Genomic DNA, 23,469 nt, shown 5'->3' with positions numbered 1-23,469 from the left:
TGCCAGGCGTTGCCAGCTTTGGCGTGTCACAGCACCGATTTTGGTTTGGCGACCTGAGGTTTGCGCAGGCCGATCAGGGTTTGCAGCGCTTTGGAAATCAGCGGCCAGAACAGCATCAGCAGCGCCGCCGTGGTCAAGCTGCCGACCAAGGGGTTGGACCAGAAAATCCCCAGGTGCCCATCGGAGAACAGCATCGACTGACGGAACGCATCTTCTGCCTTGTCGCCCAGCACTGCCGCCAACACCAGCGGCGCAATCGGGTAGCCGAGTTTCTTGAACAGATAACCCAGTGCACCGAAGCCCAGCATCAGCACCACGTCGAAGAACGAGTTGTGCACCGAGTAGGCACCGATGGCGCAGACCATGATGATGATCGGCGCGATGATCGAGAACGGGATGCGCAGGATCGAAGCGAACAGCGGCACGGTGGCCAGCACCACGATCAGACTCACCACGTTGCCCAGGTACATGCTGGCGATCAGGCCCCAGACAAAATCGTGTTGCTCGACGAACAGCGTCGGCCCCGGGTGCAAACCCCAGATCATCAGGCCACCGAGCATCACCGCCGCAGTCGCCGAACCGGGAATGCCCAGGGTCAGCATCGGCAGCAGGGCACTGGTGCCGGCCGCGTGGTCAGCGGTTTCCGGGGCGATCACCCCTTCGAGTTCGCCTTTGCCGAAGTTGTCGCGGTTTTTCGAGAAACGCCGGGCCAGGCTGTAGCTCATGAACGACGCGGCAGTCGGCCCGCCAGGGGTAATGCCCATCCAGCAGCCGACGAGGGTGCTGCGCACAATCGTCCACCAGTAACGCGGCAATTTGGCCCAGGTGCGCAGGATCACCATCGGCGTGATCCGCGCATGCTCGCCGCGGAATACCAGTCCCTCTTCCACGGTGCAGAGGATTTCGCCGATGCCGAAAAGGCCGATCACCGCCACTTCAAAGCTGATGCCGGTCATCAGGATCGGCTGGTCGAAGGTCAGGCGCAGGTTGCCGGACACGGTGTCCATGCCGACGGCGGCCATGGCGAAACCGATCATCATCGCCACCACGGTTTTCAGCGGCGGGTTCTTGCTCATGCCGATGAAGGTGCAGAACGCCAACAGGTACACCGCGAAGAACTCCGGCGAACTGAAGGACATGGCGAACGCGGCAATTTTTGTCGACAGGAACGTCAGCAACAACACGCCGGCCAACGCACCCAGCAACGCCGAACTGAACGCGGCGGTCAGGGCTTCGGCGGCGCGGCCTTCACGGGCCATCGGGTAACCGTCGAAGGTAGTCGCCACCGATGAGGGCTCACCGGGGATGTTGAACAGGATCGAGGTGATCGAACCGCCGAACAGCGCGCCCCAGTACATGCACGACAGCAGGATGATCGCCGACACCGGCGACATGGTGAACGTCAGCGGTAGCAGCAACGCCACGCCATTGGGGGCACCGAGACCGGGCAGTACGCCGACCAGAATGCCCAGCAGCACGCCGATCACCATCAGGCCGATATGGCCCGGCGTGAGGATCAGGTTCATGCCTTGCAGCAGGGAATCGAACTCGCTCATTTGAAATGTCTCCCGGCCAGGGCAATCCAGTCGCCCATTGGGCCGGCATCCAGCGGCACTTTGAACCACAGCGCGAAGATCAGGTAACTGGCCAGCACCGCGCCCAGGGACACGCTACCGATCATCCATTTGCCGTAAGGCTTGGCGCGGACCTTGTCACGCCACATGAACCAGGCAATGAAGCAGGCCGAAGCGACGTAGATACCGGTGAACGGCATCGCACCGACGAATAGCGCGATGGGCACGAACACCGACAGCACTTGCCTGAACGCACTGCGGCTGACGAATGAAATACCCAGGGCTTGCCAGCGCACCAGGGTCAACACGCCGTTGGCCACACTGGCGGCGCTCAACATCAGGCCGATGTAGAAGGGAAAGTAACCCGGCTCGGGGCCGGCATCACCCCAGCCGATACCCTGTTCGACACTGCCGAACATCACCACCGCGCCGATCAGCGTGGTGAAGAGTGCCAGGCCGAGTTCGACCCAGCGCGTACCGACCAGCGGTGGTGAATCCGAAGAATGGGACATGAAAGCACCTCCAGAGGTGACGGCCGTACGCAGGGCGGGCGGCCGTGAGCAACTCAGTTTTTCAGCCAGCCGGCCTCTTTGAACACCGGCGTGACGCGGGCGGTGTCTTTTTCGATGTAGGCGGTCAGCGGCTCGCCCTCGAGGAAGGTTGGCACCAGAGCGTTCTGCTTCACGTAAGCCTTGAACTCATCGGTCTGGGTGACTTTGCGCATCAACTCGACATAGAACGCACGCTGCTCGGCGGTGACGTCGCCGGGCATGAACACGGTGCGCGGGAAGCGGTACTGATCGATGCCCAGGCCTTGTTCGTGACAGGTCGGGACGTCGGCCCAGGATTTGTCACCGGCGACTTTGTCGGTATAGCCCATGCGCTCCTTACTGAACACGCAGAGCGGCTCGACCTGATCGCCACGCCATTGGCTGATGCTCTCGCTTGGATTGTTGACGTTGGCAGCGATGTGCTTGCCGGCCAGTTGCGTCGCGGCTTCGCTGCCGCTCTTGAACGGGATGTACACCAGTTTGCTGTTGTTGGTCTGGTTCAGCAGCAGGGTCAGGGTCTGGTCGACGTCCTTGGATTGGCTGCCGCCCATGCGCAGGTTCGACGGGTCGGCCTTGACCGCTTCGTAGAAGCTTTTAGCGTCTTTCCACGGCGCACCCTTGTAGCTCCAGAGAATGAAGTCATCCTCGGCCACGGCGGCAATCGGGGTCAGTTCCTGCCACTCGTAGCCGAGCTTGGACACCAGCGGCAACAGGTAGATGTTGTTGGTGCCGATCACCAGTTTGTCGGCATCGCCCTTGCTCATTTTCAGGTCGAGGAAGGCTTCGGCGCCGTTGCCACCGCCCTTGTTGAGGACGATGGTGTTCACGTCGAGCAGCTTGTGCGTGGTGATGATCGACTGGATCAGGCGACCGAGCTGGTCGGTACCGCCACCGGGACCGCCGGCTACGACGATTTCGACGTTCTTGTCCGGTTGCCAGGCGGCGTTGGCGAGAGCGGGAAGGGTACCGGCGGCGATCAGTGCGCAACCAAGAAACAGACGGGATGTACGACGGACGAATGCATTTCGCATGATGGAAGAGCCTCGTATTTATGTTCTTGTAATTGTTATGAGCGGCTTGTTTGCGCGGTAAAGCCGCAAGCCTGGCCCGAGTGTGTGAAGGTGCGGGCACGGCGTCTAGTCAAAACAATACATACACCGATAGCCTGGGGTTATAGCTTGGCAAACTCTGTAGGAGCGAGCCCGCTCGCGATGGACTCAAGGGCACCGCGTTAATTCAGGAAACTCGCGTTTTCGTTGAAGACCATCGCGAGCAGGCTCGCTCCTACAGAAGAATGCGTGGCAACGTTGAAAGGTCGTTGAAAGCAGGGCATGACATAACCCGAGGCTATCGCCTGATTTCAAGTTTTGATTAGACGGTTATCAGCGAGCCTTCGATAGTGCTTATCAACGTCTGCATCTCCACAAAAATAATAAACGAGGCATGCACCATGGTTCGTCCCAGTGCTTCCCTGCATCTGCCCGGCGCAGTTGCCCAGCCCAACGAAGCGATCAGGCCGCAGGCCGGTACCGCCAAAGCCAGCAACGTACGCTGGCGGATCTTCGCGATCATCTTCGCGCTGACCATGGTCAACCTGATCGACCGGGTGTCGCTGTCCATTGCGATGCCGACCATCGCCCATGAGTTTTCCCTGTCGCCGAGCCTGCAAGGGCTGATCCTCAGCAGCTTCTTCTGGGCCTACGCACTGTTGCAGATTCCCGGCGGCTGGTTGATCGATCGCTTCGGCCCGCACCGGGTCATCAGTTGGTCCACCGGGTTGTGGGGCACGTTTCAGGTGCTGGCGGCGTTTGCTACCGGCGGCTTGTCATTGTTGTTTGCCCGGGTTGCACTGGGCGCCGCCGAAGCACCGCTGTTCCCGTCGGGCGGCAAGCTGATTTCCCTGTGGCTGGCCCCGAGCGAACGCAGTCGCGGCGCGGTATTGATGGACAGCGGCAGCCCGTTGGGCGTGGCCCTTGGCGGGTTGATCATTGCCTGGCTGATTGCCTCGCTGGACTCCTGGCGCCTGGCCTTCGTGATCGCCGGTATCGCCACCCTGGTGCTGGCCTGGCTGGCACGGCGTTATCTGCGCGATGACCCGGCCGGTCACCCGCAAGTCAATGCGGCGGAGCTTGAGAAAATCAACGCCGGCCGTGCAACGCCCGCCGCCGAAGCGGCCCGAGCGCCGGTCAAGGGGCTGGGTATTGCGCCACGCTCGCTCAGCGGTTTGCTGATCGGCCGGGCGAGTTGGGCGATGGTGTATTTCGGCCTGCTGACCTGGGGCCCGAGTTACTTGGCCCAGGCCCGGGGTTTCGATATCAAGGGGATTGGTGCGGCGACCTTCGTGATTTTTGTCTGCGGGGCACTCGGTTCGTTGACCGGAGGTTTCCTCTGTGATGGCTTGATTCGCAAAGGCGTGAGTCGCGGGGTGGCGGTCAAGAGCCTGCTGGCGTTTTCCGGGCTGGTGGCCCTCGGCGCATTCCTGTTGCTGCCGACCTTGAGCAATCCCTTTGCGGCGGTGGCGCTGTTGGCCATGACCGCGTTCTTCCTGATGTGGGGCAGCCTCTACTGGAGCTTCCCGGCGCTGCTGGCGGCGCCGGCGCGGGTCGGTTTGATCGGTGGCGTGATGAACATGGCCGGTAGCAGCGGCGGCATCGTGGTGCCGATCCTGGTGGGCGTGATTCTGCAAGCGGCCGGTGGCTTCGCCCCGGTGCTCGGGTTCTTCGCGGCGTGCTCGGCAGTCTTCGTGCTCGCGACCTTGTTCATCAGCCTCGACGAGGTGCGCCATGACTAACGCGTTGTGGAACGGCCCGATCATCGACGCCCATCATCACTTCTGGGACCCGACCGTCAACGACCACCCATGGCTTGCCCCCGAGGCCAACATACCGTTTCGCTACGGAGACTACAGCGCGATCAAGCGCCGCTATTTTCCCGAGGATTACTTCGCCGATGCAGGTTCGCATAACGTCGTGCAAACGGTGTACGTCGAGACCGAGTGGAACCCGCAGGACCCGATTGGCGAAACCCGTTTCATCGAGCAACTGGCCACCCGCTACGGCGTGCCCAATGCGGTCGTGGCGCAAGCCTGGCTCGATCATCCGGACGCTATCGATGTGCTCACCGAACAGGCGCGCTTCAAGCATGTGCGCAGCGTGCGCCACAAACCCGGTGGCCCGATCGCGCCGGCGCAGGTTGGGCACATGCGCAGCCTGATGAGTGACGAACACTGGCGCCGCAGTTACGCCGCGCTCGAAGGGCTGGGGCTGCATTTCGATTTGCAGACGCCCTGGTGGAACCTGCACGAGGCCGAACGCCTGGCCCGGGATTTTCCCGGCATCACGCTGATTCTCAACCACGCCGGTTTGCCCAATGACCGCAGTGCCGAAGGCCTGGCGGGCTGGCGTCTGGCGATGGCGCGGCTGGCGCAGTGGCCGAACGTGCAGGTGAAAATTTCCGGCCTGGGGCAGGGCGGCCAGCGCTGGCGCGCCAAGGACAACGCCTGGATCGTGCGCGAGGTGATCGCCATGTTCGGCAGCCACCGGGCGATGTTCGCCAGCAACTTCCCCGTGGACAGCCTGTGCGGCTCGTTCGACGACATCTACAGCGGTTTCAAATCCATCGTCGCCGATCTGCCGACAGCCGATCAGGAACGACTTTTCTACAGCAACGCGCAGCGGATCTATCGCTGCGAGCCTTGCGCCAACGACCGGGCGCAGCCTGAACCCTTGAGGAGTGAAGCATGAGCAAATCCACCATCGCGATGGTCCTGGGTGACCCGGCGGGCATCGGCCCTGAGCTGATTGCGCGCCTGCTGGGCGAGCCTGAAGTGCGTGCCCAGGCCAATGTGATCCTGATCGCCGACGAAGCGGAAATGCGTCGCGGCATGCGCATTGCCGGCATGGAATTTCCCTATCGTCGCGTCGAGTTCCTGGAGCAGTTGGCATTCGTCGATGACACGCCGCTGTTCTATGACTTTCGCGGCGACACCCTTGGTGAATTTCCGCGTAGCGAGGCCAGCGTCATCGGTGGCCGCTACAGCCTCGACACCCTGGAAAAAGCCCTGCGCCTGACCGAAGCGGGCATTACCGACGCCGTGTTGTTCGGGCCATTGAACAAGACTTCACTGCACATGGCCGGCATGGCCCACAGCGATGAGCTGCACTGGTTCGCCGAGCTGCTGGATTTCCATGGGCCGTTCTGCGAATTCAACGTACTCGACAATCTCTGGACTTCGCGGGTGACCTCGCATGTGGCCTTGGCCGATGTACCGGGCCTGCTCAGCCAGCAACGGGTGGTGGAAGCGATTCAACTGATCGACACCGCGCTCAAGCGCAACGGGCTGGAAAAGCCGCGCATCGGCGTCTGCGGGCTGAATCCGCATAACGGTGATAACGGTTCGTTCGGTCGCGAGGAACTGGACATCATCGGCCCGGCGGTGCGTTCGGCGCAGGCACTGGGGATCGCGGCGGACGGGCCTTATCCGGCCGACACGATCTTCCTCAAGGTCCAGGGTGATGCCAGTGCCTTCGACGCGGTGGTCACGATGTACCACGACCAGGGTCAGATCGCGATCAAGCTGATGGGCTTCTCCCGTGGCGTCACGGTGCAGGGCGGCTTACCGATCCCGATCACCACCCCGGCCCATGGCACCGCGTTCGACATCGCGGGGCAGGGCAAGGCCAATGTCGGCGCGATTCGCCAGGCGTTCGAGATTGCGTGCCGGATGGGTGGCAATAGTTACTGATTGTTGAAAGGTCAAAAGATCGCAGCCTTCGGCAGCTCCTACAGGGGATCGCATTCTTCTGTAGGAGCTGCCGAAGGCCGCGATCTTTTTTGTTTCACCCTGATAACCCGACATGCCTACTAATCAGTTTTTGCTATCACTCCAGGTTATCGCCGGATACGCATAAGTGATTATCCGCAGCCCTTGGCCGCTGGCTAAAGTCGCTCCATCGAATGCGCAAGACCGCCACCCGAGCGGCATTGTGCAGCGACTCACAATGACAAGAAGCCGGCAGCGCAAGGAAACTCTATTCATGAAAATCAAAGCGATCCGTACCCGCGTTTTCGAGTGGAAAGGCAAAGTCGTGCCACCCCAGGCGCACTTCTGCACCAACGCCAGCGACATTCTGTTCGAGCGCGGCGACGCCATGGGCTCGTTCCGTTTCCACGGCTGGCTGGTGGTGGAAGTCGAGACCGACACCGGCCTCGTCGGCATCGGTAACTGCGCCCTGGCGCCGCGTGTGGCCAAGGAAATCATCGACACCTACCTGGCGCCGATCGCCATTGGCGAAGACCCGTTCGACAACGAATACATCTGGCAGAAAATGTACCGCCAGAGCCACGCCTGGGGCCGCAAGGGCATCGGCATGGCGGCGATCTCGGCCATCGACATCGCGATCTGGGACATCATGGGCAAAGCAGTGAACAAGCCCGTGTTCAAGCTGCTGGGCGGGCGCACCAAGGAAAAGATCTGGACCTACGCGTCCAAGCTCTACGCCAACGACAACCTCGACCTGTTTCTCGAAGAAGCCCAGGGCTACCTGAGTCAGGGCTTCACCGCGCTGAAAATGCGCTTCGGCTACGGCCCGAAGGACGGTCCGGCGGGCATGCGCCGCAACATCGAACAGGTGCGCGCCCTGCGTGAGCTGGCCGGCCCCGACGTCGACATCATGCTCGAATGCTACATGGGCTGGACCCTCGAGTATGCCCGGCGCATGTTGCCGAAACTCGCCGAGTTCGAGCCGCGCTGGCTCGAAGAACCGGTGATCGCCGACGACATCGAAGGCTACATCGAGCTGAAGAAGATGGGGATCATGCCGATCTCCGGCGGCGAACATGAATTCACTTCCTACGGCTTCAAGGACCTGCTGGAACGCCGCGCCGTCGACGTGATCCAGTACGACACCAACCGCGTCGGCGGCATCACCGCCGCGCGCAAGATCAACGCCATGGCCGAGGCCTGGTCGGTGCCGGTCATCCCGCATGCCGGGCAGATGCACAACTACCACCTGACCATGTCCACCACGGCTTCGCCTATGGCCGAGTTCTTCCCGGTGTTCGACGTCGAAGTCGGCAACGAGCTCTTCTACTACGTGTTCAAGGGCGAGCCGCAACCGGTCAACGGCTACATCCAACTGGATGACAACAAGCCGGGCCTGGGCCTGGAAATCTCCGATGAGTACCTGAGCGATTTCAACATCATCGAGTGACCGTCCGGCGCCGCTCTCTCGCGGCGCCCACCACGACTTTTCGGAGGGCCGACATGCGCCTGATTCAGTTTGAAAACAGCGACGGGCAACGCCAGGTTGGCCTGGTTGAGGGCGCTCGGGTCCAGGTGCTGCGCGATACCCGCAGTACCCGTGAACTGGCCCTGGCCGCCATCCGTGCCCAGTGCAGCCTGCAAGAAGAAATCGCCCGGCGCGGCACCGAACCCGGTCCGGATTACGCACAGCTGTTACAGCAACACAAGGTCCTGCCGCCGCTGGACCACGAAGATCCGGCCCATTGCCTGATCAGCGGCACCGGCCTGACCCATCTGGGCAGTGCCGCGACACGGGACAAAATGCACCAGCACGACGGTGAAGTCGAAGCCGGCATGACCGACACCATGCGCATGTTCAAGTGGGGGTTGGAGGGCGGCAAACCGGCGGCGGAGCAGGTCGGCGCGCAACCGGAGTGGTTCTACAAGGGCGATGGCAGCATCGTCGTGCGTCCCGGTGCGGATTTCCCGGTGCCGCCGTTTGCCGAGGACGCCGGTGAGGAGCCGGAACTGACCGGCCTGTATGTGATCGGCGACGACGGCCAGCCGTACCGTGTCGGTTACGCACTGGGTAACGAGTTCTCCGACCACGTCATGGAGCGGCGCAACTACCTGTATCTCGCTCATTCGAAACTGCGTTGCTGCTCCTTTGGCCCGGAGCTGCGCGTCGGTGAGTTGCCCAGACATCTGGTCGGCACCAGCCGCATCACGCGCAACGGCCAGACGATCTGGGAAAAAGAGTTTCTCAGCGGCGAAGACAACATGTGCCACAGCCTGGCCAATCTCGAATTTCATCACTTCAAGTACGCGCAGTTTTTGCGTCCCGGGGATGTGCACGTGCACTACTTCGGTACCGCCACGCTGTCGTTTGCCGACGGTGTGAAGACGCAGCCGGGGGATAGCTTCCAGATCAGTCTCGATGAGTTCGGTGCGCCTTTGGTCAACGGCATCGGCGAGAGCGCCCAGCCGCTGGCTATCGGTCAGGTACGCACACTCTGACCCCCGTAGGTCTGCAATCGATCAAGGAATCCACATGAGCCTATTTCCTGGACACAACTACATCGGCGGTCGCCGCAGCGCCAACGGCACGTTGCAGTTGCAAAGCCTCGACGCCACCACCGGCGAACCCTTGCCCGGAACTTTCTTCCAGGCCAGCGAAGCCGAAGTGGATGCCGCTGCCAAAGCGGCGGCTGCGGCATACCCGACCTACCGCAACCTGAGTGCGGAAAAACGCGCGCGGTTTCTCGACGCCATCGCCGATGAAATCGACGGGTTGGGCGATGCGTTTGTCGCCACCGTGTGTCGCGAGACAGCGTTGCCGGCCGGGCGTATCCAAGGTGAGCGTGGCCGCACCAGCGGCCAGTTGCGCCTGTTCGCCAAGGTGCTGCGTCGCGGCGACTTCTATGGTGCGCGCATCGACCGTGCCTTGCCGGATCGCCAACCGCTGCCGCGTCCGGATCTGCGTCAGTACCGCATCGCCCTGGGGCCGGTGGCGGTGTTCGGTGCGAGCAACTTCCCGCTGGCCTTTTCCACCGCCGGTGGCGATACCGCCTCGGCACTGGCCGCCGGTTGCCCGGTGGTGTTCAAGGCCCACAGCGGGCACATGGCAACCGCACAGTGGGTGGCTGACGCGATCATCCGTGCCGCGGAAAAAACCGGGATGCCGGCCGGTGTGTTCAACATGATCTACGGCGGCGGTGTCGGTGAATGGCTGGTCAAGCATCCGGCGATTCAGGCAGTGGGCTTCACCGGTTCACTCAAGGGCGGCAATGCCCTGAGCCACATGGCCGCAAACCGGCCGCAGCCGATCCCGGTGTTCGCCGAGATGTCGAGCATCAATCCGGTGTTCCTGCTGCCGCAAGCCCTCGAGGTGCGCGGTGAGCAGATCGCGGCGCAATTGGCAGGTTCGGTGACCCAGGGCTGTGGCCAGTTCTGCACCAATCCGGGGTTGGTCATTGGAATGCGCTCGCCGCAGTTCAGTGCTTTTCTTGAGGCTTTCTGTGCCCACATGAACCAGCAGCCGGCGCAAACCATGCTCAATGCCGGCACGCTGGCCAGCTACAACCGGGGCCTTGGCGAACTGCACGAACATCCGGGCCTGAGCCATCTGGCGGGCCGGCCGCAACAGGGCAATCAGGCGCAGGCACAGGTGTTCAAGGCCGATGCGAGCCTGCTGCTCAAGGGCGATGAATTGCTGCAGGAGGAAGTGTTCGGGCCAACCACCATCGTCATCGAGGTCGACGATTGGGCGCAGTTGGCGGCAGCATTGCAGGGCTTGCGCGGGCAATTGACCGCGACCTTGATTGGCGAGGCCGACGAACTGCTGGAGTACCGCTGGCTGGCGGAACTGTTGCAAGAGAAGGTCGGGCGGATCCTGCTCAACGGCTATCCGACCGGGGTCGAAGTCTGCGAGTCGATGGTGCATGGCGGGCCATATCCGGCGACATCCGACTCACGGGGGACCTCGGTCGGCACCCTGGCGATCGATCGCTTCCTGCGGCCGGTGTGCTTCCAGAATTATCCGGACGCGCTGCTGCCCGAGGCGTTGCAAAACGGCAATCCGCTGGGGATTCGGCGGCTGGTGGATGGGGAGGTCAGTGACCTGGCCTGGTGATCGTTGTTGTCAGTTCCACCGCCATCGCGAGCAGGCTCGCTCCCACATTTTATCCGGGTGTTCGCAGTGTATGTGTTCACAGCAGATCCACTGTGGGAGCGAGCCTGCTCGCGAAGGCGTCATCGGCAACGCAACCATTCTACCGCTCAGCCACCAAACCCGGCTTCACCGCAGCCGGCTTCAACACCAGCCACAACGCCAACGCAATCAACACCCCGCCATAGATATGCGCCATCGACAGCGGCTCATCGAGAAACAGCGCCCCCCACAACACGCCAAACAGCGGGATCAGGAAGGTCGTGGTCATCGACTTCACCGGACCGATCGAGCTCAGCAGCCGGAAGTAAATGATGTAGGCAAACGCCGTGCAGCCCAGCCCCAACCCCAGCAACGACAGCCACACGCTCCAGCCACCCCAGCTCGCCGGTGGCTGGCTGATCACGCTGTAGCCGAACAGCGGCAGCAGGAACAAGGTCGCGCCGAGCATGCTGCCCACTGCCGACAAGCGGCTATCGAGACCGCCGGCCTGATCGAGCCAGCGGCGGGCCAGGAATCCGGCAAATCCGTAGCACGTGGTGGCGAGCAGGCAGGCGACGGCCCCCATCAGCAGTGCCATATCGAACGCCACCGGACCGGCACGGGTCAGCACACCCACGCCGAACAACCCCAGGAACACGCCGCCGAGCTTGGCGCCAGTCAGCCTTTCATGGAAAAACAGGCCGCCGATCAGCACGCCCATCAAGGGGGTCGTGGCATTGAAAATCGATGAATAACCGGCAGGCAGCACCTGCGCGGCAACGGAGTACAGGGTCGCCGGGATGCCTGAGTTGATCACCCCGAGCAGCATCACGGTCTTGAGTTTGCCCTTGAAATCCCAGCTGATGCGCATCAGGCCAAGAATCACCAGCAACCCGACGGCGGCAATCGATACGCGGAAAAACGCGGTGGGCAGGGAGCCGATCACCGGGGCGATGATGCGCATGAACAGAAAACTCGCACCCCAAATGGCCGCCAGGGACAGTAAACGGAAAATATCGACGGGGTTCACAGCGCGGTCCTTCCTTCGGGGAGGGGCGAAAGTGTTGCTGAGTGTGTGATCGATAGCAACCGAAAACCGGGCGTTGAACTCTTCAGGGCGTCGATGACGCGGCGAGTGGAAAATTACACTTCTCCTGCACCCGGTTCACTGGCTAAGCTCAAGCCTCCCGAATTCCCGCAGAGGTCTCACCATGCCGCAGCAATGGCCAGCCGCCGACATCGCCCGTTTGATCCTCGATGGCTTTGACGATTACCGCGAGCATTTCCGGCAGATCACCGACGGTGCCCGGGCCCGTTTCGAACAGGCCCGGTGGCAAGAGACGCAATCGGCGTCGGCGGCGCGGATCAATCTGTACGAAGATAAAGTCAGTGAAACGGTGGAGCGACTGCGCACCGCGTTTGACGCCGACACCCTGGACGTCAGCTGCTGGCCACTGGTGAAAAGTGCCTACATCAGCCTGATCGACCTGCGCTTCGACGATGAATTGTCCGAGACCTGGTACAACTCGATCTTCTGCGGGCTGTTCAGCCATGACCTGATCAGCGACGGCTGCATGTTCATCCACACCACCCGGCCGAGCCTGCGTCGTGCCCGGGCTGCGCAAACCCGTACCTACAAGCCGCAAGGCCAACTGTCGGCGATGCTTGCCAGCATCTTCGCCGACTACCGCTTCAGCGAGGATTACGCCGACCTGTCCGGTGACCTGAAGCGCCTCGAAGCGCAACTGCGCGAGAACCTGCCAGACTGGGTGTGCAAGGACCCGGAGTTGAGCGTCGAGCTGTTTTCCTCAGTGCTGTACCGTAATAAAGGTGCGTACCTGGTGGGGCGCATCTACACCGCCGACGAGCAATGGCCGCTGGCAATTCCCTTGCTGCACCTCGAAGGTCGCGGCATCCAGATTGATGCGCTGATCACCGACGAAGCGGACGTGTCGATCATTTTCTCCTTCACCCGCTCGTACTTCATGGTGGATGTGCCGGTGCCGGCGGAGTTCATCGGCTTCCTGCGGCGCATCCTGCCGGGCAAGCACATCGCCGAGCTGTACACCTCGATCGGCTTCTACAAGCACGGCAAGTCGGAGTTCTACCGGGCGCTGATCAATCACCTGGCCAACACCGACGACCAGTTCATCATGGCCCCCGGTGTGCGCGGCATGGTCATGAGCGTGTTCACCCTGCCGGGGTTCAACACCGTGTTCAAAATCATCAAGGACCGTTTCTCACCATCGAAAAATGTCGACCGCGCCACGGTGATCGAAAAGTACCGTCTGGTGAAAAGCGTCGATCGGGTCGGGCGCATGGCCGATACTCAGGAGTTCGCCGACTTCCGTTTCCCGCTGAGCAAGTTCGACCCGGCGTGCCTGGAGGAATTGCTGGACGTCGCACCCTCCACGGTGTCGGTGGAAGGCGACACGGTGCTGATCCGTCACTGCTGGACCGAACGGCGCATGACCCCGCTGAACCTGTACCTGGAAAACGCTAACGAAGCGCAGGTGCGCGAAGCCCTGGAAGATTACGGCCTGGCGATCAAGCAACTGGCGGCGGCCAACATCTTTCCCGGTGACATGCTGCTGAAGAACTTCGGCGTCACCCGTCACGGCCGGGTGGTGTTCTACGACTACGACGAAATCTGCTTTCTCACCGAGGCCAACTTCCGCCACATTCCACAACCGCGCACGCCGGAAGACGAGATGGCGTCCGAACCCTGGTACTCGATCGGGCCGCTGGATGTGTTCCCGGAAGAGTTTCCGCCGTTCCTGTTTGCCGATTCGGGGCAGCGCCGGTTGTTCGATCAGTTGCATGGCGAGCTGTACAACGCCGATTACTGGAAGAGCCTGCAGGAGGCGATTCGCGCCGGCAAAGTGATCGACGTGTTTCCGTATCGCCGCAAAGGCCTCGATAACGAATAATTCAACCTGATGACTCCCACGCTCTGCGTGGGAACGATCACAACAAACTCCTGTAGGAGCTGCCGAAGGCTGCGATCTTTTGATCTTGATTTTTTAGAATCAAAAGATCGCAGCCTCGTTTCACTCGACAGCTCCTACAGGAGAATCAGCCAATCCATGGCAAATCTGCGACAATCCGCACCCTGCGCCACTAGACGACTGAATTGCGTACCCGATGACCGACGAATCGCCCTCCATCGACAAACTGCTGAAAAACCTCGATCACGCCATGCTCGCCGACCGCCACCGGCTGCGGCGGCAGTTGCTTGAGCTGCGCAAGAAACCCGACGAGGCCAAGCTGGGCCAGTGGGTGGCGCGCATGCAGGCGTCCTGTGAGCAGGTGCTGGCGCGCCGTGCCAGCCTGCCGGTGATTCGTTACGACGACAGTTTGCCGATTGCCGCCAAGCGCGACGAAATCAAGAAGGCGCTGGAAAAGCACCAGGTGCTGATCATCGCCGGTGAGACCGGCTCGGGTAAAACCACCCAGTTGCCGAAGATCTGCCTGGAAATCGGGCGCGGCCAGCATGGCTTGATCGGCCATACCCAGCCACGGCGGATCGCGGCGCGCAGCGTGGCCAGCCGGGTTGCCGAAGAGCTGGGCACGCCGCTCGGCTCCCTGGTCGGCTATCAGGTGCGCTTCGAGGACCAGAGCGATTCCAACACCCTGATCAAGCTGATGACCGACGGCATCCTGCTGGCGGAAACCCAGAACGACCGCTATCTGGAACGCTACGACACGATCATCGTCGACGAAGCCCACGAACGCAGCCTCAACATCGACTTCCTGCTCGGCTACCTGAAAACCCTGCTGCCGCGCCGTCCCGACCTGAAGGTCATCATCACCTCGGCGACCATCGACCTGGAGCGTTTCTCCAAGCACTTCGACGATGCACCGATTGTCGAGGTGTCCGGGCGTACCTTCCCGGTGGACACCTGGTATCGCCCGCTGACCCTGGAGCAGGACGAAGAGGGTAACCGCGTCGAGGACGACCTGACGGTGGATCAGGCGATCCTCGCCACCCTCGACGAAATCGCCGCTTATGAGCGCAGTGAACGCCGCAGTCCCGGTGACGTGCTGGTGTTCCTGCCCGGTGAGCGCGAGATTCGCGACGCCGCCGACATGCTGCGCAAGGCCCAGCTCAAGCACACCGAAATCCTGCCGTTGTACGCGCGCCTGTCGCCGGCCGAGCAGCAGCGGATTTTCCAGTCGCACCCGGGGCGTCGCGTGGTGCTGGCAACCAACGTCGCGGAAACCTCGCTGACCGTGCCGGGCATCCGTTACGTGATCGACAGCGGCACCGCGCGCATCAGTCGTTACAGCTACCGGGCCAAGGTCCAGCGCCTGCCGATCGAAGCCGTTTCCCAGGCCAGCGCCAACCAGCGCAAGGGCCGTTGCGGACGGGTCGAGCCGGGCATCTGCGTGCGCCTGTACAGCGAAGAGGATTTCCTCGGTCGCCCGGAATTTACCGATCCGGAAATCCTGCGGACCAACCTCGCGGCGGTCATTTTGCAGATGTTGCACCTGCGCCTTGGCGAGGTCAGCGCGTTCCCGTTCATCGAGCCGCCGGATGGCAAGGCCATCAGCGACGGTTACAACCTGCTGCAGGAACTCTCGGCGGTGGACCGCAACAGCCAGTTGACCCCGCTCGGTCGCCAATTGGCGCGGCTGCCGGTGGACCCGCGCATGGGGCGTATGTTGCTGGAAGCGGCGAAGCTCGGCAGCTTGCAGGAAGTGCTGATCGTCGCCAGCGCCATGTCGATCCAGGACCCGCGCGAACGTCCGCCGGAGCGTCAGCAAGCGGCGGACCAGGCCCACGCCCAGTGGAAAGACGCCGACTCGGACTTCGCCGGTCTGGTCAACCTGTGGCGCGGATTCGAAGAGCAACGCCAGGCCCTGACCGCCAACCCGCTGCGCAACTGGTGCCGCAAGAATTTCCTGAATTACCTGCGCCTGCGCGAATGGCGCGATTCCCATCGCCAGTTGAGCCTGATCTGCCGCGACATGCAGTTGAGCCTCAATAAAGAGCCGGCGGATTACCCGAAACTGCACAAGGCAGTGCTGGTGGGGTTGCTCAGCCAGATCGGCCAGAAAACCGAAGAGGGCGATTATCTCGGCGCGCGTCAGCGGCGTTTCTGGATTCACCCGTCGTCGGGCATCGGCAAGAAGCGTCCGCAGTGGCTGATGACCGCCGAACTGGTGGAAACCACCAAACTCTACGCGCGCATGGTGGCGAAGATCGACGCCGACTGGATCGAACCGCTCGCCGGGCACCTCATCAAGAAAAACCACTTCGAACCGCACTGGGAGAAGAAGCGCGGCCAGGTGGTTGCGTTCGAGCAGATCACCCTGTTCGGGTTGATCGTGGTCGGACGACGGCCGGTGCATTACGGCCCGGTGGATCCGGTGGTGTCTCGTGAACTGTTCATCCGCGAAGCGCTGGTGCGCGGCGAGATTCAGTCCAAAGCCAAGTGCCTGACGGCCAACAAACAGCTGCTGGAGCAACTCGACGAACTGGAAGCCAAGGCCCGCCGTCGCGACATCCTGGCTGATGAAGAAACCCTGTACGCCTTCTACGACGCGCGCCTGCCGGCGGAGATTCATCAGACCGCGACCTTCGACAGCTGGTACCGGATCAACAGTCAGAAAGATCCGCAACTGTTGATCATGCGCGAAGAGGACGTGCTGGCCCGTGAAGCCAGTGAGGTCACCGCGCAGCATTACCCGGATACGCTGCACATCGGCGATCTGGAGTTGGCCCTCAGCTACCACTTCGAACCGAACCATCCACGGGACGGCGTGACCCTGCGTGTGCCGGCACCGCTGTTGCCGATGCTGCCGCCGGAACGCCTGGACTGGCTGGTGCCGGGTGTCATCGAAGCCAAGTGCATTGCCCTGGTGCGCAACCTGCCCAAGGCCCTGCGCAAGAATTTCGTGCCGGTGCCGGACTTCGTCAAGGCTGCCTTGCAGCGCATGACCTTTGCCGAAGGCTCGCTGCCCCAGGCCTTGGGTCGCGAGCTGCTACGCATGACCGGTGCGCGGGTCAGCGATGAAGCCTGGGCCGAGGCGGCACAGCAGGTCGAAAGCCATCTGCGGATGAACCTGGAAATCGTCGACGGCCAGGGCAAGTTCCTCGGCGAAGGGCGCGATCTGGCTGAGTTGACGGCGCGTTTCGCCGAGGCCAGCCAGGCCGCATTGGCGGTGCCGCAAACCGCGAAGAGCCAGCTGCCGGTGGAGCCGAAAGTCTTCGCCGCCGTGGCCGAGAAGACCCAGCAGAAGATCGCCGGACTGTCGATGACGGTCTATCCGGCACTGGTGGAAGAAGCCGGCACGGTCAAGGAAGGGCGTTTCTCGACACCGGCCGAGGCCGAGTTCCAGCATCGCCGTGCCCTGCAACGCTTGCTGATGCAGCAACTGGCCGAGTCGGCAAAATTCCTGCGCGGCAAGTTGCCGGGCCTGACCGAACTGGGCCTGCTGTATCGCGACATGGGGCGTGTCGATGCGCTGGTGGAAGACATTCTGCTGGCCAGCCTCGACAGCTGCATTCTCGAAGGTGAAGACCCGCTGCCACGCGATGGCGCCGGATTGGCGTCCCTGGCCGAACGCAAGCGTGGCGCCTGGACCGAGCACGCCGAGCGTGTGGCGAAGCTGACCCTGGAAATCCTCAAGCTCTGGCATGGTCTGCAAAAACGCTTCAAGGGCAAGATCGACCTGGCGCAGGCCGTGGCCCTGAACGACATCAAGCAGCAGCTCAGCCACCTGGTCTATCCGGGGTTTGTCCGGGAAACACCGATGCAGTGGCTCAAGGAATTGCCGCGTTACCTCAAGGCCATTGAGCAGCGCTTCGAAAAAATCGGTGCCCAGGTGCAGCGCGACCGGGTCTGGAGCGGCGAATTGAGCGGCCTGTGGACGCAATACCAGACCCGCGCCAATAAACACGCCCAGGAAGGCAAGCGTGACCCGCAGCTGGAGTTGTATCGCTGGTGGTTGGAGGAGTACCGGGTTTCGCTGTTTGCTCAACAGTTGGGAACCAAGGTGCCGATCTCCGACAAGCGCCTGAACAAGCAGTGGAGCCAGGTCGAACCGTAGACCTGAGACCACTGCAATACCCTGTGGGAGCGAGCTTGCTCGCGATGGGGGCATCACATTCAACATCTATGTTGCCTGTCAGGCCGCAATCGCGAGCAAGCTCGCTCCCACAGTTTTGCATGGCCCGCAGGTAGGGTTCATCCAGCAAAAAGGCGCCAAAACCCAAGGTTTATGGCAAACTTCGCGACCATAAATGCCGGTTTCGCGACCTAGAGCCTTCGGCCAGGTGGCGTCACGGAATAAAGCGATGCCAGGTTTGCGTCCCCGGACGGGAATAGACCCCTTGTGTGTTGGTACGACGGTGCCAATGCTTTCTGCCTGAACAGATTAGAGACACGACCATGCATAACGTCGTCATCAGCGGCACCGGCCTGTACACCCCGGCCAACAGCATTTCCAATGAAGAGCTGGTCCAGTCTTTCAATACTTACGTCGCGCAATTCAACGCCGACAACGCCGACGCCATCGCACGCGGTGAAGTGCAGGCATTGACCGAGTCCAGCGCCGCATTCATCGAAAAAGCCTCCGGCATCAAGAGCCGCTTTGTCATGGACAAGGACGGTATTCTCGACCCGGAACGCATGGCCCCGCGCCTGCCGGAACGTTCCAACGACGAGTGGTCGGTGCTGTGCCAGATGGCCATCGGCGCGGCCGAACAAGCCCTGCAGCGTGCCGGCAAGACCGCAGCGGACATCGACGGCGTGATCGTCGCCTGCTCCAACCTGCAACGTGCCTACCCGGCCATTGCCATCGAAGTCCAGGAAGCGCTGGGCATCCAGGGTTTCGGTTTCGACATGAACGTGGCGTGCTCTTCGGCGACCTTCGGTATCCAGACCGCCGCCAACAGCGTGCAACTGGGCCAGGCCCGCGCGGTCCTGATGGTCAACCCGGAAGTCTGCACCGGCCACCTGAACTTCCGTGACCGCGACAGCCATTTCATCTTCGGCGATGCCGCCACCGCGGTGATCATCGAGCGTGCCGACCTGGCGACGTCCAAGTATCAGTTCGACATCGTCAGCACCAAGCTGCTGACCAAGTTCTCCAACAACATCCGCAACAACTTCGGTTTCCTCAACCGCGCGGCGGAAGAGGGCATCGGCGCCAAGGACAAACTGTTCGTGCAGGAAGGCCGCAAGGTGTTCAAGGAAGTCTGCCCGATGGTGGCTGAGCTGATCGCTGAGCATCTGCAAGAGAACCAGCTCAACATCAGCGACGTGAAGCGCTTCTGGCTGCACCAGGCCAACCTCAGCATGAACCACCTGATCGTCAAGAAACTGCTGGGCCGCGATGCGACCGAACAGGAAGCCCCGGTGATTCTCGACACCTACGCCAACACCAGTTCCGCCGGTTCCGTGATTGCGTTCCACAAGAACCAGGACGATCTGGCCGCCGGTTCGCTGGCGGTGCTCAGCTCGTTCGGCGCCGGTTACTCGATTGGTAGCGTGTTGCTGCGCAAGCGCTGATTCTGCGGCTTGAAAAGATCGCAGCCTGCGGCAGCTCCTACAGGACTGGGTTTCAACGTGATATCGCGGAGAATCCGGTCAGCGTAGGAGCTGCCGCAGGCTGCGATCTTTTTTTGCGGGAGGTTGGCGGTTATTGCGGGAGAGAAAACAGTCTCGCGTTGATGCATCGGAGGATGATGGGGACCGATACATCAACGCCAGGCTGTAAAAGAGGCCCGGGCTTCCTTGCCCGAGTCGTGTAGCGGGTTGAATCAGAACTTGGCTTCGGCATCCAGTTGCAGGGTGTTGATGTCCGAGTCCTTCTTGTTGATGTTGGCGTTGGTCTGGTCCGAGGTCGCCATGTAGTAGGTCGCGCCCAGGGCAAAGTTCTTGTCCAGGTCGTAGCTCACTTTCAGCTTGCTGCCGCGCGAACCGGTGAAGCCGTTGGCGAAGTCGGAGTCGGTGAAGGCACCCACCACAGCGTTACGCTGTACGTCGCGGTAGTTGTAGTCCACGTTGAAGCCGTAGAGCTTGGACTTCACACCGGCCAGCCAGCCAGTGTCCTGGTCGTTGCTGGCATCGGTGTTGTTGACGTACTGACCGTAGATCGACAGCGGAACCGGCAGGTTGCTGAAGTCCAGCTGACCAAAGCCTTCGTACAGTTTGAAGCGTTCGCCCGGGCTGTTGCCGTTGACGGCCAGTGCGCATGGCGCAGTAACGGTACCCGAGGTAGGGCAGGCGCTGCTGGAGTCGTTGTCGTAGGAGTAGAGACTGCCGCCCAAGGTCATTTTCATGCTGTCGGTGATGCCGAAGCGCGCACCCAACTGGCCGGCGTACAGACGCAGGTCGTGCTTGAATTGCACGCCTTCGCCGTCGACGTTGTCCTTGAGGGTGTAGTGACCGGCGCTACCGAACAGTTCGGTGCTGCCGCTCAGCGGGTACTTGTAGGTGACAGCCAGGCCTTCCGGGTTGATATCGCTATCCCAGATGATGTCGCCCATGCTCACCCATTGTTGCGGCATCTTGCCGCCAACCAGGTGCAGGTTCTTGATCGCGTCCGGGTGGTAGTCGATGTAACCCTGGTCCAGCCAGATCTGCTTCTTGTCGAAGTAGTTGTTCAGGTCCTGGTTGGTCGAGCGAGCGTCGTCGTTGCTGCCGGTGGCGATACGGATACCGGTGTCGACCTGCGGGTTGATTTCGCTGTAGGCACCCAGGCGGGCACGAATGCGCTGACGATCCTGGTCCTTGTTGTTTGGCACGCCATCGTTGTGGACGTTTTCCTGACGGAAGCGCACGTCGCCCTTGAACTGGGTCTTGGCAGCCCATGCAAGCTTCTGGTCGAAGGCGCTCAGTGTGTCGGTTTTCTTCGCGGTGGCCGCGATTTGCTCGTTGGTCTCTTGCTGAGCCTGACGGGCAATCTGCTGTTCTTTCTGATCCCTGGCCAGCTCGGCTTGCAGTTCGCTGTACTGCGCGTTGGTGATCGAGCCGTTAGCCTTGAGCATGTCGAGCAGTTTGGCGTCGACTGCGGCACTGGCCGGAACACTCATGGCCAGCAACAGGCCACCGCACAAGGCCGCCGCAGTTTTCGTGGAAGCAAGACGCATATCAATCTCCGAAGATGAGAGGGGATGACAGAGCCATCCGGGGCACAACCGACCGTAAGGGGCGGAAAACTGTGGCCGGGTATAACCCGGCGCTCTAAAAACAGGCGCCAGTATCGCGATGGTTTATGACAGAGCGGTGGCGATGTGATGTCATGTCCATGACGATACAAAGCCGCCGTGAACTATTGAGTTAGAGCGCTGTCGTCGCTTTGCCCGTGTGCAATGTGGAGCGATAGGCGATACTCGCGGGGCTTTCACGCCACGAAGAGTGAGGATGGTGATGCCGTTGCAACGCCTGCAAAAACTGTCAGAAATCGCCCCGCAGACCTGGGATGCAATGGTGCCGGAGAGTCAGCCTTTTCTGCGTCACGCTTTTTTGAGCGCACTGGAAGACAGCGGCAGTGTCGGCCCCCATTCCGGCTGGCAGCCCGAGCATCTGCTGCACGTTGAAGGTGAGCGCCTGATCGCCGCGCTGCCCGGTTATCGCAAGTGGCATTCCTACGGCGAGTACGTGTTCGATCACGCCTGGGCCGATGCCTGCGAACGCGCCGGCATCGATTACTACCCCAAACTGTTGACCGCGGTGCCGTTCAGTCCGGTCACCGGGCCGCGACTGTTGGCGGCCACGGTCGAAGACGGTTTCGAACTGTTGAACAGCCTGCCGGGTTATCTTGAACTCGAAGGGCTTTCCAGCGCCCACATCAACTTCACCGATCCATTCACCGATGCGGCATTGAGCGAGCAGCCCGGCTGGCTGCAGCGCGTTGGCTGTCAGTATCACTGGCAGAATCGCGGTTACCGGGATTTCCAGGACTTCCTCGACGTGCTCAGTTCGCGCAAACGCAAACAGATGCGCAAGGAGCGCGAGCAGGTGGCCGGGCAGGGTTTCGAGTTTGAATGGCTGCAAGGGCGGGAGCTGAGTCAGGCGCAATGGGATTTCGTCTATGCCTGCTACGCCAATACGTACGCGGTGCGCCGGCAAAGGCCGTATCTGACGCGGGAGTTTTTCAGCCTGTTGGCCGAACGCATGCCGGAGTCGATTCGCGTGGTGCTGGCCAGGCAGGGTTCACGGCCGGTGGCGATGGCGTTCAGTCTGGTGGGGGGCGACAGCTTTTATGGCCGTTACTGGGGATGCCTGGCGGAGTTCGATCGCCTGCATTTCGAGACCTGTTTCTACCAGGGGATGGACTACGCCATCGCCAACGGTTTCCAGCGTTTCGATGCCGGTGCGCAAGGCGAGCACAAACTGATTCGTGGATTCGAGCCCGTCATCACCCATTCCTGGCACTACCTGCGGCATCCGGGGTTGAAGGCGGCGGTGAAAGACTTTCTGGAGCAGGAGCGGCTGGGGGTGCTGGCTTATGCAGAGGACGCGAAGTCAGCCTTGCCTTATCGACAAGGCTGATCTTCACCGTAGGCGTGTCAGTTGTCTTCCTTGCCCAGCCAGCGATACAGCACGCCGCCAACCACTGCGCCGAGCAGGGGTGCGACCCAGAACATCCACAGTTGTTGAATCGCCCAGCCGCCGACGATCAGCGCCGGGCCGGTGCTGCGCGCCGGGTTGACCGAGGTGTTGGTGACCGGGATCGAGATCAGGTGGATCAGCGTCAGCCCCAGGCCGATGGCGATCGGCGCCAGTCCTGCCGGTGCACGTTTATCGGTGGCGCCGAGGATGATCAGGATGAACATCGCGGTCATCACCAGTTCACAGACAAACCCTGCCGCCATCGAATAGCCGCCAGGCGAGTGTTCGCCGTAGCCGTTGGATGCAAGACCTCCCGCCAGTTCGAAACCGGGTTTGCCGCTGGCAATGAAGTACAGCAGGGCGGCTGCAATCACGCCGCCAATGACCTGGGCAATGATGTAGGCCGGCAATTCACTGGCAGGAAACCGCCCACCCACCACCAGGCCGAGGGATACCGCAGGATTGAGATGACAGCCGGAAATATGGCCGATGGCGAAGGCCATCGTCAGCACGGTCAGGCCAAACGCGAAAGACACCCCGAGCAAGCCGATCCCCACCTCCGGAAAAGCCGCCGCCAGCACTGCACTGCCGCAACCACCCAATACCAGCCAGAACGTACCTACCAACTCAGTCGCCGAACGTTTTAACAGAGACATAAGAGAGTGCCCTTTCGAGATTATGCTGCCTTGAGCCTCCAGCCGATGGACTGCAGAACCACCTCCAGAACGTTGAAGTGAGTACAGCACGGTTTTTTCAATCTTCGGTATGACGCTTATCCCTGTGGGAGCGAGCTTGCTCGCGATAGCGGTGGATCAGATGCCATTTCTGTCGACTGACACTCCGTCATCGCGAGCAAGCTCGCTCCCACAGGGGAGTGTGTTGT

16 protein-coding genes are annotated in these 23,469 nt (G+C 61.6%); 10 read left to right on the top strand and 6 right to left on the bottom strand.

Features of this window, described 5'->3' with window-relative positions:
• Positions 1 to 26: 26 nt before the first annotated feature.
• From CD175_RS22425 to CD175_RS22415, 3 genes are read right to left on the bottom strand one after another with little or no spacing between them, the layout of a single operon-like run.
• Positions 27 to 1,556, bottom strand: coding sequence for a tripartite tricarboxylate transporter permease (locus tag CD175_RS22425; protein WP_104450490.1), 1,530 nt, complete (start codon positions 1,554 to 1,556; stop codon positions 27 to 29).
• A complete protein-coding gene (locus CD175_RS22420) occupies positions 1,553 to 2,086 on the bottom strand; it encodes a tripartite tricarboxylate transporter TctB family protein (protein ID WP_104450489.1) in 534 nt (177 codons plus the stop codon). Before CD175_RS22420 ends, CD175_RS22425 begins: the two co-directional genes overlap by 4 nt.
• Before the next feature lie 53 nt (positions 2,087 to 2,139).
• Positions 2,140 to 3,156 carry a Bug family tripartite tricarboxylate transporter substrate binding protein gene (locus tag CD175_RS22415; RefSeq protein WP_007972451.1) on the bottom strand — a complete coding sequence of 339 codons (1,017 nt, stop codon included), beginning with the start codon at positions 3,154 to 3,156 and terminating at the stop codon, positions 2,140 to 2,142.
• Between the two features lie 419 nt (positions 3,157 to 3,575).
• On the opposite strand from CD175_RS22415, the gene CD175_RS22410 reads away from it, so the two are divergent.
• From CD175_RS22410 to CD175_RS22385, 6 genes are all read left to right on the top strand, one after another.
• Positions 3,576 to 4,916, top strand: a complete 1,341-nt coding sequence (locus CD175_RS22410) for an MFS transporter (protein WP_104450488.1) — start codon at positions 3,576 to 3,578, stop codon at positions 4,914 to 4,916.
• A complete protein-coding gene (locus tag CD175_RS22405; RefSeq protein WP_104450487.1) occupies positions 4,909 to 5,868 on the top strand; it encodes an amidohydrolase family protein in 960 nt (319 codons plus the stop codon). Before CD175_RS22410 ends, CD175_RS22405 begins: the two co-directional genes overlap by 8 nt.
• Positions 5,865 to 6,869 carry a 4-hydroxythreonine-4-phosphate dehydrogenase PdxA gene (locus CD175_RS22400; RefSeq protein WP_104450486.1) on the top strand — a complete coding sequence of 335 codons (1,005 nt, stop codon included), beginning with the start codon at positions 5,865 to 5,867 and terminating at the stop codon, positions 6,867 to 6,869. Before CD175_RS22405 ends, CD175_RS22400 begins: the two co-directional genes overlap by 4 nt.
• Before the next feature lie 292 nt (positions 6,870 to 7,161).
• A complete protein-coding gene (locus CD175_RS22395; protein WP_015096352.1) occupies positions 7,162 to 8,337 on the top strand; it encodes an L-rhamnonate dehydratase in 1,176 nt (391 codons plus the stop codon).
• 53 nt (positions 8,338 to 8,390) lie between these two features.
• Positions 8,391 to 9,386, top strand: coding sequence for an AraD1 family protein (gene araD1, locus CD175_RS22390; protein ID WP_104450485.1), 996 nt, complete (start codon positions 8,391 to 8,393; stop codon positions 9,384 to 9,386).
• A gap of 34 nt (positions 9,387 to 9,420) precedes the next feature.
• Positions 9,421 to 11,001, top strand: coding sequence for an aldehyde dehydrogenase (NADP(+)) (locus CD175_RS22385; RefSeq protein ID WP_104450484.1), 1,581 nt, complete (start codon positions 9,421 to 9,423; stop codon positions 10,999 to 11,001).
• A gap of 139 nt (positions 11,002 to 11,140) precedes the next feature.
• Here the strand turns inward: CD175_RS22385 and CD175_RS22380 are convergent, their stop codons facing one another.
• Positions 11,141 to 12,049 (bottom strand): DMT family transporter, encoded by a 909-nt coding sequence (locus CD175_RS22380; RefSeq protein ID WP_104450483.1) that lies wholly within the window; start codon positions 12,047 to 12,049, stop codon positions 11,141 to 11,143.
• Between the two features lie 181 nt (positions 12,050 to 12,230).
• Between CD175_RS22380 and aceK the strand changes: the two genes are divergently transcribed.
• The 3 genes from aceK (at position 12,231) to CD175_RS22365 (ending at position 19,538) form a co-directional block, all read left to right on the top strand.
• Positions 12,231 to 13,949 carry a bifunctional isocitrate dehydrogenase kinase/phosphatase gene (gene aceK, locus CD175_RS22375; RefSeq protein WP_102698952.1) on the top strand — a complete coding sequence of 573 codons (1,719 nt, stop codon included), beginning with the start codon at positions 12,231 to 12,233 and terminating at the stop codon, positions 13,947 to 13,949.
• A gap of 214 nt (positions 13,950 to 14,163) precedes the next feature.
• The gene (hrpA, locus tag CD175_RS22370) at positions 14,164 to 18,075 is read left to right on the top strand and encodes an ATP-dependent RNA helicase HrpA (RefSeq protein ID WP_104450482.1); all 3,912 of its coding nucleotides are present in this window, start codon (positions 14,164 to 14,166) and stop codon (positions 18,073 to 18,075) included.
• Between the two features lie 341 nt (positions 18,076 to 18,416).
• Complete coding sequence (locus CD175_RS22365) at positions 18,417 to 19,538, top strand: beta-ketoacyl-ACP synthase III (protein ID WP_104450481.1); 1,122 nt, start codon at positions 18,417 to 18,419, stop codon at positions 19,536 to 19,538.
• Positions 19,539 to 19,789: 251 nt separating this feature from the next.
• Here CD175_RS22365 and CD175_RS22360 read toward each other — a convergent pair whose 3' ends face one another.
• On the bottom strand, positions 19,790 to 21,121 hold the full coding sequence (locus CD175_RS22360; protein WP_104450480.1) for a putative porin: 1,332 nt from the start codon (positions 21,119 to 21,121) through the stop codon (positions 19,790 to 19,792).
• Between the two features lie 280 nt (positions 21,122 to 21,401).
• On the opposite strand from CD175_RS22360, the gene CD175_RS22355 reads away from it, so the two are divergent.
• Positions 21,402 to 22,526: a GNAT family N-acetyltransferase gene (locus CD175_RS22355; protein ID WP_104450809.1), complete on the top strand. Its 1,125-nt coding sequence runs from the start codon at positions 21,402 to 21,404 to the stop codon at positions 22,524 to 22,526.
• 17 nt (positions 22,527 to 22,543) lie between these two features.
• Here the strand turns inward: CD175_RS22355 and aqpZ are convergent, their stop codons facing one another.
• Positions 22,544 to 23,242, bottom strand: coding sequence for an aquaporin Z (gene aqpZ / locus CD175_RS22350; protein ID WP_007972470.1), 699 nt, complete (start codon positions 23,240 to 23,242; stop codon positions 22,544 to 22,546).
• Positions 23,243 to 23,469: the final 227 nt, after the last annotated feature.

Origin of the sequence: Pseudomonas laurylsulfatiphila, from assembly GCF_002934665.1 — a bacterium.
In the GTDB taxonomy this organism is placed as follows: Bacteria; Pseudomonadota; Gammaproteobacteria; order Pseudomonadales; family Pseudomonadaceae; genus Aquipseudomonas; species Aquipseudomonas laurylsulfatiphila.
This window is presented reverse-complemented; position numbering and strand designations above follow the sequence as displayed.

Excerpts from the sequence above, each read along its gene's own strand:
- aqpZ (WP_007972470.1), bottom strand. The coding sequence starts at position 23,242 with ATGTCTCTGTTAAAACGTTCGGCGACTGAGTTGGTAGGTACGTTCTGG.
- CD175_RS22365 (WP_104450481.1), top strand. The coding sequence starts at position 18,417 with ATGCATAACGTCGTCATCAGCGGCACCGGCCTGTACACCCCGGCCAAC.
- CD175_RS22420 (WP_104450489.1), bottom strand. The coding sequence starts at position 2,086 with ATGTCCCATTCTTCGGATTCACCACCGCTGGTCGGTACGCGCTGGGTC.
- CD175_RS22395 (WP_015096352.1), top strand. The coding sequence starts at position 7,162 with ATGAAAATCAAAGCGATCCGTACCCGCGTTTTCGAGTGGAAAGGCAAA.
- CD175_RS22405 (WP_104450487.1), top strand. The coding sequence starts at position 4,909 with ATGACTAACGCGTTGTGGAACGGCCCGATCATCGACGCCCATCATCAC.
- araD1 (WP_104450485.1), top strand. The coding sequence starts at position 8,391 with ATGCGCCTGATTCAGTTTGAAAACAGCGACGGGCAACGCCAGGTTGGC.
- CD175_RS22415 (WP_007972451.1), bottom strand. The coding sequence starts at position 3,156 with ATGCGAAATGCATTCGTCCGTCGTACATCCCGTCTGTTTCTTGGTTGC.
- CD175_RS22355 (WP_104450809.1), top strand. The coding sequence starts at position 21,402 with ATGCCGTTGCAACGCCTGCAAAAACTGTCAGAAATCGCCCCGCAGACC.
- hrpA (WP_104450482.1), top strand. The coding sequence starts at position 14,164 with ATGACCGACGAATCGCCCTCCATCGACAAACTGCTGAAAAACCTCGAT.
- CD175_RS22410 (WP_104450488.1), top strand. The coding sequence starts at position 3,576 with ATGGTTCGTCCCAGTGCTTCCCTGCATCTGCCCGGCGCAGTTGCCCAG.
- CD175_RS22425 (WP_104450490.1), bottom strand. The coding sequence starts at position 1,556 with ATGAGCGAGTTCGATTCCCTGCTGCAAGGCATGAACCTGATCCTCACG.
- CD175_RS22360 (WP_104450480.1), bottom strand. The coding sequence starts at position 21,121 with ATGCGTCTTGCTTCCACGAAAACTGCGGCGGCCTTGTGCGGTGGCCTG.
- aceK (WP_102698952.1), top strand. The coding sequence starts at position 12,231 with ATGCCGCAGCAATGGCCAGCCGCCGACATCGCCCGTTTGATCCTCGAT.
- CD175_RS22400 (WP_104450486.1), top strand. The coding sequence starts at position 5,865 with ATGAGCAAATCCACCATCGCGATGGTCCTGGGTGACCCGGCGGGCATC.
- CD175_RS22385 (WP_104450484.1), top strand. The coding sequence starts at position 9,421 with ATGAGCCTATTTCCTGGACACAACTACATCGGCGGTCGCCGCAGCGCC.